The organism is Adlercreutzia sp. St.1H8 (assembly GCF_059728655.1).
Genome location: NZ_AP039376.1, coordinates 1,695,846 through 1,711,222, shown reverse-complemented (window position 1 = coordinate 1,711,222; position 15,377 = coordinate 1,695,846). Strand labels below are relative to the sequence as shown.

13 protein-coding genes are annotated in these 15,377 nt (G+C 68.9%); 12 read left to right on the top strand and 1 reads right to left on the bottom strand.

The window, feature by feature from the left end; all coding sequences use genetic code 11:
* The first annotated feature begins 66 nt into the window (after positions 1–66).
* The 5 genes from AC6I0Y_RS06620 (at position 67) to AC6I0Y_RS06600 (ending at position 6,071) form a co-directional block, all read left to right on the top strand.
* Positions 67–1,866, top strand: coding sequence for an ABC transporter ATP-binding protein (locus AC6I0Y_RS06620; protein WP_497733654.1), 1,800 nt, complete (start codon positions 67–69; stop codon positions 1,864–1,866).
* Between the two features lie 11 nt (positions 1,867–1,877).
* Complete coding sequence (locus tag AC6I0Y_RS06615) at positions 1,878–2,762, top strand: HAD family hydrolase (RefSeq protein ID WP_160708581.1); 885 nt, start codon at positions 1,878–1,880, stop codon at positions 2,760–2,762.
* Positions 2,763–2,954: 192 nt separating this feature from the next.
* Positions 2,955–4,553 carry a ribonucleotide reductase subunit alpha gene (locus AC6I0Y_RS06610; RefSeq protein WP_497730275.1) on the top strand — a complete coding sequence of 533 codons (1,599 nt, stop codon included), beginning with the start codon at positions 2,955–2,957 and terminating at the stop codon, positions 4,551–4,553.
* A gap of 4 nt (positions 4,554–4,557) precedes the next feature.
* Positions 4,558–5,490 (top strand): HhH-GPD family protein, encoded by a 933-nt coding sequence (locus tag AC6I0Y_RS06605; protein WP_497730273.1) that lies wholly within the window; start codon positions 4,558–4,560, stop codon positions 5,488–5,490.
* Positions 5,490–6,071 (top strand): manganese efflux pump MntP, encoded by a 582-nt coding sequence (locus tag AC6I0Y_RS06600; protein WP_497730272.1) that lies wholly within the window; start codon positions 5,490–5,492, stop codon positions 6,069–6,071. The genes AC6I0Y_RS06605 and AC6I0Y_RS06600 overlap by 1 nt, the downstream gene beginning before the upstream one ends.
* 50 nt (positions 6,072–6,121) lie before the next feature.
* On the opposite strand, the gene pheA is transcribed toward AC6I0Y_RS06600, so the two are convergent.
* A complete protein-coding gene (gene pheA, locus AC6I0Y_RS06595; protein ID WP_497730270.1) occupies positions 6,122–6,973 on the bottom strand; it encodes a prephenate dehydratase in 852 nt (283 codons plus the stop codon).
* Positions 6,974–7,278: 305 nt separating this feature from the next.
* Here pheA and AC6I0Y_RS06590 point away from each other — a divergent pair, with 305 nt between their 5' ends.
* The 7 genes from AC6I0Y_RS06590 to AC6I0Y_RS06560 all read left to right on the top strand — a co-directional run bounded on the left by AC6I0Y_RS06590 (position 7,279) and on the right by AC6I0Y_RS06560 (position 14,395).
* Complete coding sequence (locus AC6I0Y_RS06590) at positions 7,279–8,571, top strand: hydrogenase small subunit (RefSeq protein ID WP_160708591.1); 1,293 nt, start codon at positions 7,279–7,281, stop codon at positions 8,569–8,571.
* Entirely contained in the window at positions 8,571–10,244 is a 1,674-nt protein-coding gene (locus AC6I0Y_RS06585; RefSeq protein ID WP_497730269.1) for a nickel-dependent hydrogenase large subunit, read from the top strand. Before AC6I0Y_RS06590 ends, AC6I0Y_RS06585 begins: the two co-directional genes overlap by 1 nt.
* A 1-nt stretch (position 10,245) precedes the next feature.
* On the top strand, positions 10,246–10,932 hold the full coding sequence (locus AC6I0Y_RS06580; protein ID WP_497730267.1) for a cytochrome b/b6 domain-containing protein: 687 nt from the start codon (positions 10,246–10,248) through the stop codon (positions 10,930–10,932).
* A gap of 138 nt (positions 10,933–11,070) precedes the next feature.
* Entirely contained in the window at positions 11,071–11,520 is a 450-nt protein-coding gene (locus AC6I0Y_RS06575) for a viscotoxin-A3 (protein WP_497730265.1), read from the top strand.
* Between the two features lie 20 nt (positions 11,521–11,540).
* The gene (locus AC6I0Y_RS06570) at positions 11,541–12,260 is read left to right on the top strand and encodes a hydrogenase maturation protease (protein ID WP_497730262.1); all 720 of its coding nucleotides are present in this window, start codon (positions 11,541–11,543) and stop codon (positions 12,258–12,260) included.
* A gap of 256 nt (positions 12,261–12,516) precedes the next feature.
* A complete protein-coding gene (locus AC6I0Y_RS06565; RefSeq protein ID WP_497730261.1) occupies positions 12,517–13,041 on the top strand; it encodes a DUF488 family protein, N3 subclade in 525 nt (174 codons plus the stop codon).
* A gap of 592 nt (positions 13,042–13,633) precedes the next feature.
* Positions 13,634–14,395 carry a carboxymuconolactone decarboxylase family protein gene (locus AC6I0Y_RS06560; RefSeq protein ID WP_160708601.1) on the top strand — a complete coding sequence of 254 codons (762 nt, stop codon included), beginning with the start codon at positions 13,634–13,636 and terminating at the stop codon, positions 14,393–14,395.
* Positions 14,396–15,377 lie beyond the last annotated feature (982 nt).

Sequence of the window (15,377 nt, the reverse complement as noted above, 5' to 3'; positions counted from 1 at the left end):
CGTGCGCCCCACGGCCCCGGCGCCCGCCCCCACGGCCCTGGCCACGGCCATGGCCCGGGCGGCCGCATGATGCCGGGCGAGAAGCCCCGCGACTTCAAGGGCACCATGCGCCAGATGCTCTCGTTCATGGGGCGCTTCAAGGCGCACCTGGCGGTCATCCTCGTGTTCGCCATCGGATCCACGGTGTTCAGCATCGTGGGGCCCAAGGTGCTCTCCGAGGCCACGACGGCGCTCTTCGAGGGCATCGTCGCCAAGGTGGCGGGCACGGGCGGCATCGACTACGGCCTGGTGGGGCGCATCCTCGCGGCCACGCTCGGCCTCTACCTGCTCTCGGCGGCCTGCTCGTTTATCCAGGGTTGGGTGATGAGCTACGTCTCCCAGCAGACCTGCTATGAGCTGCGCGGCGCCATCGCCCGCAAGATCGACCGCATGCCCTTCGGCTATTTCGACCGCACCTCCACCGGAGACGTGCTCTCGCGCATCACCAACGACGTGGACACCCTCGGCCAGAGCCTCAACCAGGGCGTCACCCAGGCCATCACGTCCACCGTCACCGTGGTGGGCGTGCTGGTGATGATGCTGTCCATCAACCCCGTGATGACCCTCATCGCGCTCGTGATGGTGCCGGTGTCGGTGCTGCTCGTGATGGTGGTGGTGAAGCGCTCGCAGAAGTACTTCTACGCCCAGCAGGCGGCGCTCGGCGCCATTAACGGCCAGGTGGAGGAGACGTTCTCGGGACACGCGGTAGTGCGCGCGTTCGGGCAGGAGGGGGCGGCGACGGCAGCCTTCGACGCCACCAACCGCCGCCTCTACGAGTCAGGCTGGAAGTCGCAGTTCCTCTCGGGGCTCATGATGCCCGTCATGAGCTTCGTGGGGAACCTCGGGTACGTGGCCGTGGCCATATCGGGCGCGTTCTTCGCCGCGGCGGGCATCATCACCGTCGGCGACATCCAGGCGTTCATCCAGTACGTGAAGAACTTCACCCAGCCCATCACCCAGCTCGCGCAGGTCTCCAACGTCCTTCAGCAGATGGCCGCCGCGGCCGAGCGCATCTTCGCGTTTCTCGCCGAGCCGGAGGAGCCGCGCGAGGAGGGGAGCGCCCGGGCCGCCGACGCCGACGGGTCGGTAGACTTCGACCACGTGCGCTTCGGCTACGATCCCGACCAGCCGGTCATCCGCGACTTCTCCGCGCGGGTGGAGCCAGGCCAGACCGTGGCCATCGTGGGGCCGACGGGCGCCGGCAAGACCACCATGGTCAAGCTGCTCATGCGCTTCTACGACGTGCAGGGCGGCGCCATCCGCCTCGGCGGGCGCGACATCCGCGACTACGAGCGCGACGAGGCGCGCAGCCTGTTCGGCATGGTGCTCCAGGACACGTGGCTGTTCAGCGGCACCATCCGCGAGAACATCCGCTACGGCCGGCTCGACGCCACCGACGCCGAGGTGGAGGCCGCGGCCCGCGGGGCGTGTGTGCACCACTTCATCGCCACCTTGCCCGGCGGCTACGACTTCGTCATCAACGAGGACGCCTCCAACGTGAGCCAGGGCCAGCGCCAGCTCATCACCATCGCCCGCGCGCTCCTGGCCGACCACCGCATGCTCATCCTCGACGAGGCGACGAGCTCGGTGGACACGCGCACCGAGGAGCGCATACAGCGGGCCATGGACAACCTCATGGCCGGCCGGACCTCGTTCGTCATCGCGCACCGGCTCTCCACCATCCGCTCGGCCGACCTCATCCTGGTGATGGATCACGGCGACATCGTGGAGCAGGGCACCCATGACGAGCTGCTGGCGCTTGGAGGTTTCTACGCGGAGCTGTATAATTCCCAGTTTGTGGACTGTATTGACGAACCTGAGGATTAAGCGGCCCGACCATGCCCCAGCTTGACGAACACGACCGTGCGCCCCGCGCCGGCTCCTCCCTCGCGGCGGGCGCTGCCGTGCCCCTGCGCGCCGGGCGCGAGGACACCGACACCGTGGCCGCCGCCCTGGCCTTCACCCGCGGCGAGGCCGGCGAGGACGCCGCGCGCCACGACGGGCCGCCCTCCCGCGCGGCCGACCTGCCCGTGGTGCCCGCCGCCAACGGGCGCGTGCAGGTGGCGGCCTTCGACTTCGACGGCACCACCATCCAGGGCAACTCGCCGGTCATGCTCGTGCGCTACCTCACCTTGCGCGGCATGCTGCGCAAGTCGGTGGTGTTCCGCATCCTTCTGTGGGCCGGCGCCTACAAGGTGCGCCTGCCCCAGAACGAGAGCTGGGTGCGCAGCCTGGTGTTCTCCGCCTTCCGCGGCGAGCCCAAGGCGAAGGTGGACGCCTTCCTCGCGCGCTTCTACCACGAGGTGGTAGAGGGGCGCTTCCGCCCCGAGGCCGCCCGCGCGCTGCGCGAGCACGCCGAGGCGGGGCATGTGGTGGTGTGGGTGTCGGCGAGCTTCGAGCCCCTCATCCTCGAGGCCATGCGCGATCGGTACGTCCACTACCAGGTGTCCACCCGCATGCGCGTGGACGAGGCGGGCGACTACACCGACGAGGTAGAGGGCCTGCCCGTGGAGGGCGCCGAGAAGCTCGTGGCCCTGCGCCGGCTCTGCGACGCCGAGTTCGGCGAGGACGGCTGGGAGCTGGGCTGGGCCTATGGCGACCACCACTCGGACCGCCCGCTGCTCGAGGCCGCGCGCACGCCCCGCGCCGTGACGCCCGACCGCCCGCTCGCGCGCACGGCGCGCCGACGCGGCTGGGAGGTCCTCGACTGGGAGGCGGAGTAGGCGCCGTGTCCCGCGACGGCGGGCGCGCCCTGTGCGCCGCAGGGCGCCCGCGCGGCGCCTTCCTCTACGGATTTGGTGTTTCGGCCCGTCATGCGGGCCCCTTCGCGCCCCGTCCTATACAATGCAGCGTGAGAAACAGCAATCGGGCCCGAGGGACTGCGGCCCGAGGGAGTCACATCAGGAGGTGGCATCATGGAGAAGAGCCCGGATGCTAACACGCCGAGCCAAGACGACGGCTGCCGCAGCGAGGTGGCCGATTACCTGAGAAGGGCGGTCGCGGCCTGCGCCGCGGGCGACGCCGTCTTGGGAATGCACCTGTACCTGGCGGCTTTCGAGGAGGCGGCCACGGCGGCGGGGGCGCCCTGCGAGGACGCGCTCGCGGGCCTCAAGCAGGCGTGGGCCCTGGCCTGCCAGCACAAGGAGCGCTCGCTGGCCGAGTACATCTTCGAGAAGATGGAGCCCTACCTCACCGCCGACGAGACGGCTGCCTGCGCCGACCAGCTGCAAGGGCTTGCCCTCGACCGGCTGGAGGAGTTCGGGCTCTCACGCGATGACCTGGAGGACATGACGCAGATGATCGCCCAGGACGTGATGGGCCTCGACGCGCGCATCGTGAAGGTGGAGCATATCGTGGACGCGCCGCTCAAGGGGGCGGGTCGCACGCTTGGGGCGGTGGCCCGCGCGCTGGCGGAGGACCGCCGCAAGGAGGCGGACGGCGACGCGTCGGCGCCCGCGGAGGCCGCAGGCGAGACGCCGCGGGCCGAGGACGCCGCGAGGCCCGCCGACCCGCAGACGGCCGAGGGGGCGCTCGCCCTGCTCGCCCGCGCGGCGGGGGAGGCGGGCGTGGCGGTGGAGCCGGCGGCCGAGCCGCTGACCTATGCGAACCTGGCAGGCTACGGCTCGACCATCCGCCTCATGCGCGACTTCGGCGTGGGGCTCCAGGACGACGCCGACTTCCAGGAGCTGGTGGAGCTGCTCAACCGGCGCCACGGCCTCGACGGCATGCCGGCGGCTGACGCGATGCTCTTCCGCTCGCCCGCCCGCGAGGACGCCAACCGCTTCATCGCGGCCACCTTGGGCGAGCTGGGGCTGCCGTGCATCCGCATGCACATGGAGGAGAACCTCCAGGGCATGCCCGTGCTCTGCGTGATGGCCCAGGCCGAGGACGCCCCGCGCCTGGCCACGCTGCGCAACGCCTTCGAGGGCGGCGGCGTGCTCGTGCTCGAGGACATCGACCTGTGGGGCGCGCCGCTCGGCGACTACGGCGAGGAGGCGGACAGCTTCCTCATGATGCAGCTCTCGCGCGGCGCCCGCGAGGCGCTCACGCTCATCCGCTCGGCGGTGGAGAACCCGGATGTGCGGGTGCTCGCGTCCGCGTCGTCGGCGGCCGACATCGACGAGTACTTCCAGGAGCTTCTGGAGGGCGCCGTCATCATCGACATCGACTACCCCACGCCTGAGGAGCGCGTGGACATCTGGATGGACATCGCGCGCGAGCATCCCTCGCTGCGCGGCGTCAACCGCTCCGACCTCGTGCGCCTGTCGGCCAACATGCCGCGCTACGACATCTACATGGCCGCGCGCGAGGCGGTGGAGGAGGCCTACAAGACGGGCCTCATGATGCGCCGCTATCAGCCGGTCACCCGCGATAACCTCTTCGACAAGCTGGCGGCCTACCAGCCGCTGGACTCGCGCGAGTACCGCGAGCTGGAGGAGGCCGTGGTGAGCGACTTCCGCCGCGACATGGCGGAGCTGGAGGAGTTCGTGGAGAACCTCCAGGAGGAGCGCTAGGGCCATGGCGCGACGCAGAGGGGAGGGGAAGGCGGCCGTCCGCGGGGGCGGCCGCCGTGTGCCGGGCGCGGGCGCGGGCGAGCTGGCGTGGCCCGAGGGCGCGCCGTCGCCTGCGGAGTTCGCATCCCGGGTGTGGGAGGAGGGCCGCGCGCGCTACCGCGACCTGCCATGGCGCGGCATCGACGACCCCTACGCCGTGCTCGTGTCCGAGATCATGCTCCAGCAGACCCAGGTGGCCCGCGTGGAGCGCTTCTGGACGCGCTTCCTCGCCGCGTTCCCCACGGTGGACGCGCTCGCGGCCGGCGCCACAGCTGATGTGCTGGAGCTGTGGCAGGGGCTCGGCTACAACCGGCGGGCGCTCGCGCTCAAGCGCGCGGCCGATGCATGCGCGGCCACCCGCGCCGGGCGCCTGCCCGAGACGGCCGAGGAGCTCCAGGAGCTGCCGGGCATCGGCCCGGCCACGGCTGCCGGCGTGGTGGCCTTCGCCTACCAGCGGCCCGCCACCTACCTGGAGACCAACGTGCGCTCCGTGTTCCTTCACGAGCTGTTCCCGGGGCGTGAGGGCGTGACCGACCGGGAGCTGCGCCCCCTCGTCGAGGCCACGTGCGACGCGGCCGACCCGCGCGGCTGGTACTACGCGCTGCTCGACTACGGCGCCTACCTCAAGGGGGCGCACGCCAACCCCTCGCGCCGCAGCGCGCACCATGCGCGGCAGTCGGCCTTCGAGGGGTCGCGCCGTCAGAAGCGCGCCTGGGTGGTGCGCCGCGTGCTGGCCGCCGAGGAGGGGGTGGCCGCGACCACGGTGCTGGCCGAGCTCGACGCCGCCGAGCGGGCGGCGGGGCGTGGGGCGGTGGACCCGGCGCTGTTCGACTCCATCGTGGCCGACTTGGCTGCCGAGGGGTTCTTCGCCAGCGAGGGCGGGAGGCTGAGGGCCTGATGGGCTTCGTCGAACTGCTCATCGTGGCGGTGGGGCTGTCGGCGGACGCCTTTGCCGTGTCGGTCTGCAAGGGGCTGTGCATGCGCCGGGTGAACTGGCGCCACGCCCTGGTCATCGCCCTGCTCTTCGGCACGTTCCAGGCGGGCATGCCGCTTATCGGCTGGCTGTTGGGAACGCAGTTCGCGGCCCTCATCACGCCCATCGACCACTGGGTGGCCTTCGGGCTGCTCGGCCTCATCGGCGCGAAGATGATCTGGGATGCGGTTCATGACGACGAGGACCCGGCGGCGAGCTGCCCGGCCGAGGGCGCGCCGCTCGATGTGCGCGAGCTCGTGCTGCTCGCCGTGGCCACGAGCATCGACGCGCTGGCCGTGGGCATCACGCTGGCCTTCCTGGGGGTGAGCATCTGGTGGGCCATGGCGGTCATCGGCGTTACCACCTTCGCGCTGTCCTTCGTCGGCGTGGCCCTGGGCAACCAGTTCGGCGCCCGCTTCGAGAAGCCCGCCGCCCTGGCCGGCGGCGTGGTCCTCATCCTCATAGGCGCCAAGATCCTCGTCGAGCACCTCGGGCTTCTCGGGTAGGGGAGGGCGGGCCCGGCCGTTTTCGCGTGGGCGCCGGTCGGCCCTGTCCCCTAGAACACCGGGTAGCTGCCGAGCACCTTCACCTCGCGCAGCTTCATACGCAGGCAGTTGAGGGCGGTCTGGGCCTCCAGGCTGTTGGCGGCGCCGGCGAACTCGATGAAGAACATGTAGTCGCCGAGCTGCTGCTTGGTGGGGCGCGACTGCACCATGGTGAGGTTGATGCCCGCGAAGGCGAACTCCGAGAGGATCATGTGCAGGGTGCCGGCGCGATCCTCGCGCATGAACAGGGCGAGCGAGGTCTTCATGCGCTCGCCGGTAAGCGCCGGGGCGGCGCCGGGGCGCCCGATGAGGGCGAACACCGTCTGGTTGCCGAAGTGGTCCTCGATGTCGCGCACGGCCACCTGCGCGCCGTGCACCTCGGCCGCAAACGCGTTGGCGATGCCGGCCACCGTAGGGTCGGCCGCGGCCATGCGCGCGCTCTCGGCGGTGGAGGTGGCCGTGAGGGTGGCGCGCCCGGGCATGCGCTCGTTCAGGAAGCGGCGGCACTGGGCGAGTCCCTGGGGATGCGAGGCTACGGTTCGCACGTCTTCGAGCGAGGCGTCGGGGTGCAGCACGAGGCAGTGGTGGATGTCGACCACCTTTTCGCCTAAGATGACGGCGCCCGAGCGGAAGGCGAAGTTGTCGAGGGTGGCCGTGACTGGCCCCTCGAGCGAGTTCTCCTTGCCCACCACGCCAAACGCGCAGCGTCCGCGGTCGACGCAGTCGAACACCTCGTCGAAGGAGACGCACTCCACGAGCTCGGGGTCGTCGAGGCCCAGCTTCTCGGCGAAGTGGAGCACGGCCTCGTGGGTGTAGGTTCCGACGGGGCCGAGGAAGGCGATGGAGCGGTCGGCGTTGGCCATGGGAGGGACTCCTTCATATATAGGTGTCGTTCGACGGCGCGGGCTCGGCTCGCGACCTTGGCGCCGGGCGTCGGCGCAGGCCTATGATAGCGGAGGCGCGGCGTCTGCGGGCTCGGCGCCCGGGAAGCACGCGGAGAGCGGCGGGCGCCTCGCCATCATGTTACGCCCGAGGTGAGTCGTAACATTTTGCCCCCATTGACGGAACGACCAACACATTTCCGCAATTTTACAGTCACAAAATCATCACGTTCGGGCAGAATGAGCCACGCATATCAGAAGACGAGGACACCTGAGGAGGTGTACACATGGAAAATCAGGCCACGATTACAGAATTCGACAGCATTCTGGCTTCCCGCGGGGTGACCCGCCGCGACTTCATGAAGCTCGCCGGCGCCGTCGCCGTCGCAGCCGGGCTCACCGAGCTCGCCGCGCCCCGCGTCGCCCAGGCGCTCGAGGAGTCTGTCATCGGCGCAACGAAGGGTGATCTCTATCCGGTCATCTGGATCGAGGGCGCTTCCTGCACCGGTTGCACGGAGTCGTTCGCCCAGGTCGAGACCCCTGACGTTGCCACGGTCGTGCTGGATCTGATCTCCCTGAACTACTCGGAGACGCTGTCCGCCGCGGCTGGCCATTCGGTGGAGGAGGCCAAGGCCCAGACCATCGAGGCGGGGAACTACATTCTTGTGTATGAGGGTGCGGTTCTGGAGGCTTGGGGCGGCAACGCCCTGCGCGTCGCCGGCGAGGTGGGCACCACGGCCCTGGTCGATGCCGCTAAGAGCGCCAACGCGGTGGTCGCGCTGGGCTCCTGCGCGGTCAACGGCGGCTGGTGCGCGGCCCATCCCAACCCCTCCAACGCCATGGGCGTCCAGGAGTACCTGAAGAAGGCGGGCGTCGAGGCGACCGTCGTCAACGTCCCCGGCTGCCCGGCCAACCCCGAGTGGCTCATGTCGGTGCTCGTGGATGTCGTGGTCATGAAGGATCCCAGCCTGCTGCTGGCGCGCCTCAACGACATGGCCATGCCCAATGACATCTTCGGCCAGACCATCCACGATAACTGCGAGCGTCGCGGCCACTTCGAGAACGGCGAGTTCGTCTACGAGTTCGGCTCCGAGGAAGAGGCCAAGGGCTACTGCCTCTACCCGCTCGGCTGCCGTGGCCCGCAGACGAAGTCCAACTGCGGCGTCACCCTGTGGAACAACCGCCGCAGCTGGTGCGTCCAGTCCGGCGCTCCCTGCATCGGCTGCTGCGAGGCCAACCCGAACAACCCCGGCCAGAACTGGGTCGAGGTGAACACCCCGTTCTACAAGCGCCATCGCGACCTGCGCATCGGCGACTGGACCTTCCAGCCCGGCACCGTCGCGCTCGCCCTCACGGGCCTGGTGGCGGCCGCCCTCGTGGTTCACGGCTTCGGCATGAAGGTGTCCGGCCGCATGGACGGCGGCGCCGACTTCGAGAAGATCCGCAAGTGGGACGAGAAGCATCCCGAGAACTCCATCGGCACCTATGACCTGACCCGCGAGGAGAAGGCCAAGCTCGCCGAGAAGAACTGCGGCCACGCGGTTCCGGAGGACGATAGCGAGAAGGGAGGCCAGGCCTAATGACCCGCTCTGTCATTGACCCGATTACCCGTATCGAGGGCCACCTGCGCGTCGAGATGGAAGTCGAGAACGGCAAGGTGTCCGACGCCTGGGTTTCCGGCGGCTGCTTCCGCGGCATGGAGCTGGTCGTCCAGGGCCGCACGCCCGAGGACGCCGCCCAGATCGTCGAGCGCATCTGCGGCGTGTGCCCCGTGTCCCACGCCCACGCCTCGTCCATCGCCGGCGAGAAGGCCTACGGCATCACCATCTCCAACAACGCGCGCATCATCCGCAACCTGCTGGAGGGCGCGCAGTTCCTGCACTCCAACATCCTGTGGATGTACAACCTGGCGGCGCTGGACTACGTGAACCCGCTGAACGCGCTCACCGCCAACGTGGCCGACGCCATCGACCTGGCGCAGGCCGCGGGCACGTCCATGCACTCCGACCTGGGCGCCCTGCACCAGAAGCTGGCGGCCTTCGCCAAGAACGGCCAGCTGTCCATCTTCTCCGGCAACTGGTTCGAGGCCGACGAGGGCACCGCGTACAAGATGACCCCCGAGGCTGACCTCATCTGCACGGCCCACTACCTGGAGGCCCTCAAGATGCAGGCCCGCGCCTCCGAGGTGTCCGCGCTGCTCGGCGGCAAGATGCCGCACGTCATGACGAGCGTGCCGGGCGGCACCATGTGGGTGCCCACCGAGCAGAAGCTCGACGACCTCAAGGCCATGGTCGACGAGATCTACAACTGGGTCGCCGAGACCATGCTGCCCGACACCATGGTGCTCGCCACCTACTACCCAAACGTGCTCGAGTTCGGCAAGGGCTGCGGCCGCTACATCGCCTGGGGCGTCTTCGAGGGTCCGGGCTGGCCGTACGGCGACAACTACATCGACCAGATGAAGAACCGCTACCTGCCCATGGCCGTCCTGGACGAGCAGTTCAAGGTGTCCGACGTGCAGGAGAGCCTCATCGACGAGTACATGGGCCGCTCCTGGTACAAGGGCTCCGAGACCTACGAGTCCCCCTACTTCGTCACTGAGCCGGACTTCACCGAGTATGACGTGAACGACCGCTACACCTGGGTGAAGTGCCCCACCTACGACGGCAAGCCGATGGAGGCCGGCTCCATGGCCCGCATCTTCGCCGCCTACCAGCGCAAGGTGCCCTTCATCGTGGAGAACGTGGACAAGCTGCTCGTGGCCCTGGGCGCCAAGCCCGGCGACCTGACCGCCTTCCAGTCCACCCTCGGCCGTACGGCCATCCGCCAGGTGGAGACGCTCTACGTGGCCGGCCTCATGAAGGAGTGGGTCGCCGAGCTCATGGAGGCCCTCGCCTCCGGCGACTCCGAGTACTTCCGCGCGCCCAAGACCATCACCGGCGAGGGCACCGGCTTCTGGGAGGCCCCGCGTGGCGCCCTCTACCACTCCGAGAAGGTCAAGGACGGCAAGATCGAGGGCTACCAGATCATCATCCCGTCCACGTGGAACCTGGCTCCCATCAACGGCGCCGGCGACCACGGCCCGCTCGAGCAGGCGCTCATCGGCGTGCCGGTGGAGGACATCGAGATGCCCATCAACGCCCTGCGCACGGTGCACTCCTTCGATCCCTGCACCGCCTGCGCGGTCCACGTGAGCGAGCCGGCTACCGGCAAGCACTTCGAGACCGTCACGAGCCCCTGGGGGGTGAAGTAGGATGGCACATCTCGCACACTACCGTGAGGCCCACCCGATGATCTTCGTGGTGACCCACTGGATCAACCTGATCGCCATGATCCTGCTGATCGTCACGGGCTTCTGCATTCACTTCCCGTTCTGGCCGATGTTCATGGGCATTGCCCGCGGCGTGCACGTGTTCTTCGGCTTCGTCCTGTTCCTGAACTGCGTCTTCCGCGTGATCGCGGCCTTCTTCGTGAAGACCTCGCCCACCGGCGGCACGCGCGAGCAGGTGCCGGACTACAAGACCTGGCTGCCCCAGAAGGACAACCGTCACCAGGCCCTTGAGTGGATCAAGTACTACCTGTTCCTGCGCAAGACCCACCCGCTCGGAGCGAAGCTGGGCGTGCCGCAGAAGATCAGCTACCTTCTGATCCCCTTCCTGATCGTGGCGATGTTCTGGACCGGCCTGTGCCTGTGGGCCCCCACCATGACCGCTGCTCCCATGGCGGCCACCACGAACCTCGTGGGCGGGCTCATGTCCATGCGCATCATCCACTACTTCGGGATGTACGTGTTCATCATCTTCATGTTCATCCACATCTACCTGGCCAACGTGGAGGGCTTCGCGCCCACCAAGCTCATGTTCATCCACAAGGAGCATGGCGGCTTGATCTACGCGCCTGAGGTGCACGACATCGTCGGCGAGGACCTGGAGACCCACTAGGCTTCGTGGCGGCGCGGCCGCTGCGGCCGAGTCCACTCGACGTGTTTTGAGGATGTTCTGAGAGAACGGCGCCCTTCGGGGCGTCGTTCTTGTCTTATGCTGGCGAAAACGAGCGAATCGAGGAAGGAGGGCGACGCCATGGCACGCGACGCCTCGTCAGCCGCGGAGCTGACCGACGAGCAGATCGCCCAGGAGCAGGAGTTTCTGCGCGGGCTGCCCCGGGTGAACCTGGGGGCCCTGCTGCTGCCTCCCGTGTGGGGCGCTGGCCACGGCATGATGCCGACCGTCCTGTTCTATCCGGTGTGGCTGTTCGCCGACAACTGCTTCTATGCCGCGTGGTCTGCGCCCTCGGCGCTGTCGGTGACGGTGGCCCTCATCGTGCTGGTCACGCTGACGGCGGTGACCGTGGGCTTTTCCATCGTGGCCCAGCCGCTCGCGGCGCACCGCGCCGAGGGGATGGGCGTGAGCCGCGCCGACTACCTGCGCCGCGAGCGGCGCTGGGCGGTGGGGTGCGCCTTGGGCGGCGTGCTTATGCTGGCGCTGGCCACCTGGTACAACCTGGCCATTCGCCCGACGGCGGGGATGTGAGCGCCGTGGAGGAGGAGCGCGTGGCGGATACCGGGATCGCGGGTGCGACCGGCGGGGGCGCGGAGGCCGCTGGCGCGGGCGCGGGTTGCGCGGGCGTGGAGCCCGGCGGTTGTGAGGGTGCCGGCGCGGAGGCCGTAGGCGACGAGAACGGCGGCGCGGGCTGCGCAGGCGGCGGCACGGACGCCGGGGCCGCCGGCCTGGGCGCGACTAGCGTGGGTCTGGGTGCTGAGGCCGTGGGCGGCGGCGCGGCGAGAACGGCAGCGGTGTTCTTCGTGGGCAATCGGCTCATGCTCGACGAGGGCGTAGGCCCGGCGGCCTACGATGCCATTGTCGAGGGCTACGAGGTGCCGCCCGAGGTGCGCCTGTTCGACGTGGGCTGCATGTCGATGGACATGCTGCCCTACGTGGAGTCCTGCGACGTCATCCTGACGGTGGACGCGGTGGATGGCACGGGGGACGCGCCCGGCACCGTGTACCGCTTCCCGCCGGATGCCATGGCGCGCCACTGCGGGGCCATGGCGTCGCTGCACGACCTGCGGCTCGTCGACCTGTTTGACGCCGCGTCGCTGCTCGGCTACGAGGCCGAGGGCTACTGCCTCGGCATGCAGGTGGACAACATGGCGCCCGAGGAATATGTGGTGGGGCTCACGCCCGCAGTGCACGCCGCCTTGCCGCTTCTCGTGGAGACGGTGGTGGCCGAGCTCGCCCGCCGGGGCTTCTCCCTGTGCAAGAGGCCCTAGCACGTACGAGCAGCCGGTCCGACAGCCGTTCGAATGCGCTGTCGAGGGTCGCCCTGACGTCTGCGTGACCCCTCCCGGGACTCGGCGGCCGCGCGGCCGTACCTCAGAGCGCGTCTTGGCAGCCGCGTGAGGTTTCCCCTGGGAAACAGTTGCCTTGCCACATGGTGGACCCTTGCGCGTATGGCCTGGCAGGACGCGGCGTGGGCGCTATCCTCCCTGGTGATCGTGAAATCGCACAGCCAAGGAGGTCGCGTCCATGCAGATTCACACCCTTAGCGCCTATGAGACCACTGCCCAGTCGTTCTTCGCCAAGCTGGCCGAGTGGGATGCCGATCTGGTGCTCGACGTGCGCCTGAAGAACACCAACCAGCTGGCCGGCTTCACCAAGCGCGATGACCTCGCCTTCTTCGTGGAGAAGATCCAGCACGCCGACTACGCCCACGATGTTCTGTTCTCGCCGGCCACCACCGTGCTCGAGCGCTATCTGCGCGGGTCGATGAGCTGGGAGGACTTCTTCGCCACCTATCATCGCGAGATGGTGCAGCGGGATGCTGTGGCGCAGTTCTTCGAGAAGTACGGGGCGTACCGCTCCGTCGCCATCGTGGGCACGGCCACCCAGAAGCGCCGCTCGCATGTGGAGATCCTCCAGCAGATGATCGAGGATGCCGAGGCCGGCGCGCCCGACACGTCGCTTGAGCAGGTGACGGCGCGCGACGAGGCCGCCGAGGCCGAGCGGGCCGCCGCCAAGGAGGCTGCGCGTCACCATCGCAAGTCCGCCTAGGTGCGGCTAAGACCAGCGCGTGCGAGGCGGACGCCGCGAGGTCGAGCATCGGCGCGACGCCCGATGCGTGCGGCGTCGGGGCCGCTGCTGACGAGGTATCGTGACGCGGATGGCGCTGCGGGGGCGTCGCTGGCGAAGTGCCGTGCGTCCGCGGGGACGAGGCGCTGCGAGGCCGGGGCAGCGGCGAGGTGCTGTGCGGCCGCTGGCGAGATGTCGCCGGTGCGATAGCGGGGTGCCCTGGCGTTGTCCAAGCAGCTGAGCGACGGCGTGGGCGGTTGCGGGAGAGGGGCCGCCTGGGCGGTGGCTGGGGTGGCGGGGCTGCGGGGAGCATCCGCGGTGTTCCACCGGCTTTCGCGAAGCTCTTCTCCTTCGCCTGCGTCCCTTGATGTTTCACGTGAAACATTTGTTCCCTTATCGTGCGACATTGCGACAAGAAGGGGGATTTGCGCGGTGGGGGAGGAAAAAATCTGTAACGAATCGGCAGTCGGCGTCCTTGGGATGCCGCGGGCGGAGTATGCTAGGCGCCAGTTCAGATTGAGGGGCCGCGAACCGTGACCGACGGGGACTGCGGGGCCCAGAGGAGGTACCTACCATGAGCAGCGACATCATCCGCGATGCCGACGACTACCGTACCAGGCTGTTCGGCCACTATGACTCGGCGCTCGGCTACACCGATCCCGAGTTCGTCCAGATCTTCGAGAACTTCGCCTTTGGCGACGTCGTGCGCGACAGCCGACTGGACGACCGCACGCGCTTCCTGGCCATCCTCGCCGCGCTCATGGGGTCGCAGGGGGCTGACGCCTACCGCACCATGCTGCCTGCCGCCCTTGAGGTGGGGGTTGATCCGACCGCTATCAAGGAAGTCGTTTACCAGGGCGTGGCCTACCTGGGCCTCTCGCGTGTGCTGCCCTACATCATCATCACCAACGAGGTGCTGCGCGGTCGCTCGGTGAAGCTGCCGCTGCCCGACCAGAAGACGGCCACCCGTGATGAGCACCTGCGCCGCGGCAACGACTTGCAGGTGGAGATCTTCGGCGAGGGCCTGCGCGACGCCTGGGAGCAGGGGCCCGAGGACACGGCGCACATCCGCCGCTGGCTCGCCGCCAACTGCTTCGGCGACTACTACACCCGCGGCGGCCTGGAGCTGCGCGAGCGCGAGCTCGTGACGTTCTGCTACCTGGTGGCGCTTGGCGGCTGCGAGGCCCAGGCCACGGCGCACGCGGCCGGCAACATGAACGTGGGCAACGACAAGGAGATGCTGATCGACGTGGTGTCGCAGCTCATCCCCTACATCGGTTACCCGCGCGTGCTCAACGCCATCGGCTGCATCGAGAAGGCGGCTGACGAGCGGTAGCGCATAGCGCATGGGCCCTGCGGGAGGCGGGGCGCCGAGCGAGCGTCGACGGGGCGTCCTGCGGGGCGCCCCGCTTGCGTCTGGAGGTCGCGGGCGACCGGGTTGGCGGGTGTCGACGGCTCGGGTATGCGGGTGGAGGCGATGGGTTTTTGGCAATTTAGGCACGGTTTACGCACCCGTGAAGACGTGTGTCTCCCTGCCATCCTTTGTGACCTGGGCAAATGCCAGACCGCAACCGCCAGACTGCGTCGAACCTGCGTAAACCGCGCCTAAATTGGCCAAAAATATCTGATCGCCGTTCGTTTCGGGGGGCTTCCGGCGCAGGGGCGCTGGCGGATCGACGGATGGCGAGGGCGGAGGGGCTCCGGAGGGTGGAGGGCGGAGGGCGGAGGACAGAGGGCCCTGGGACGCTAGCAGAGGACAGGCGCCCCGTCCCTTCTCCGGAGGGGTGTTGGGGTGGCTCTCCGGGGGGGGGCTTCGGGATGGCTGCGCCATCGTTGCGGGCGGAGGCGGGTTCCTGGCCAATTTAGGCACGGTTTACGCTGTTCTGGGGGTACGGTGGCGCAAGCGGCCGTTTGCGACCTGGGGAAACGCTGGCGCGGGGACGCCGGATGGCCTTCAGGTTGCGTAAACCGTAGGGAAATTGGCCAGAAACCGCGGAGGAGCCCCGGCGACTGCGGCTGTGTCAAGCGCGTGGCTTATCGGCTGACGTGTCGGCTGCGGCGCGGGGGGCGACTTGGGGGTGGGTGGGCGAGGCGCGTCGGGACGGGTGGAGGTGGTCGGCCCTGCGAGCGGTTCGTGTTAGATGCGGGAGACTTTTGCTGGCGGCTTTCGGGCGCGCGGGCAGTTTGGCAGGTGCGGGACGGAGGTGGAGGCCTGTTTGCGCTGGTTGGTAGGGACCGGCGCCTCGAATGCGCGGCAAGCAGGCGGCGCGGGACGGGCGGAGGCGGGTTCCTGGCCAATTTCCCTACGGTTTACGCTG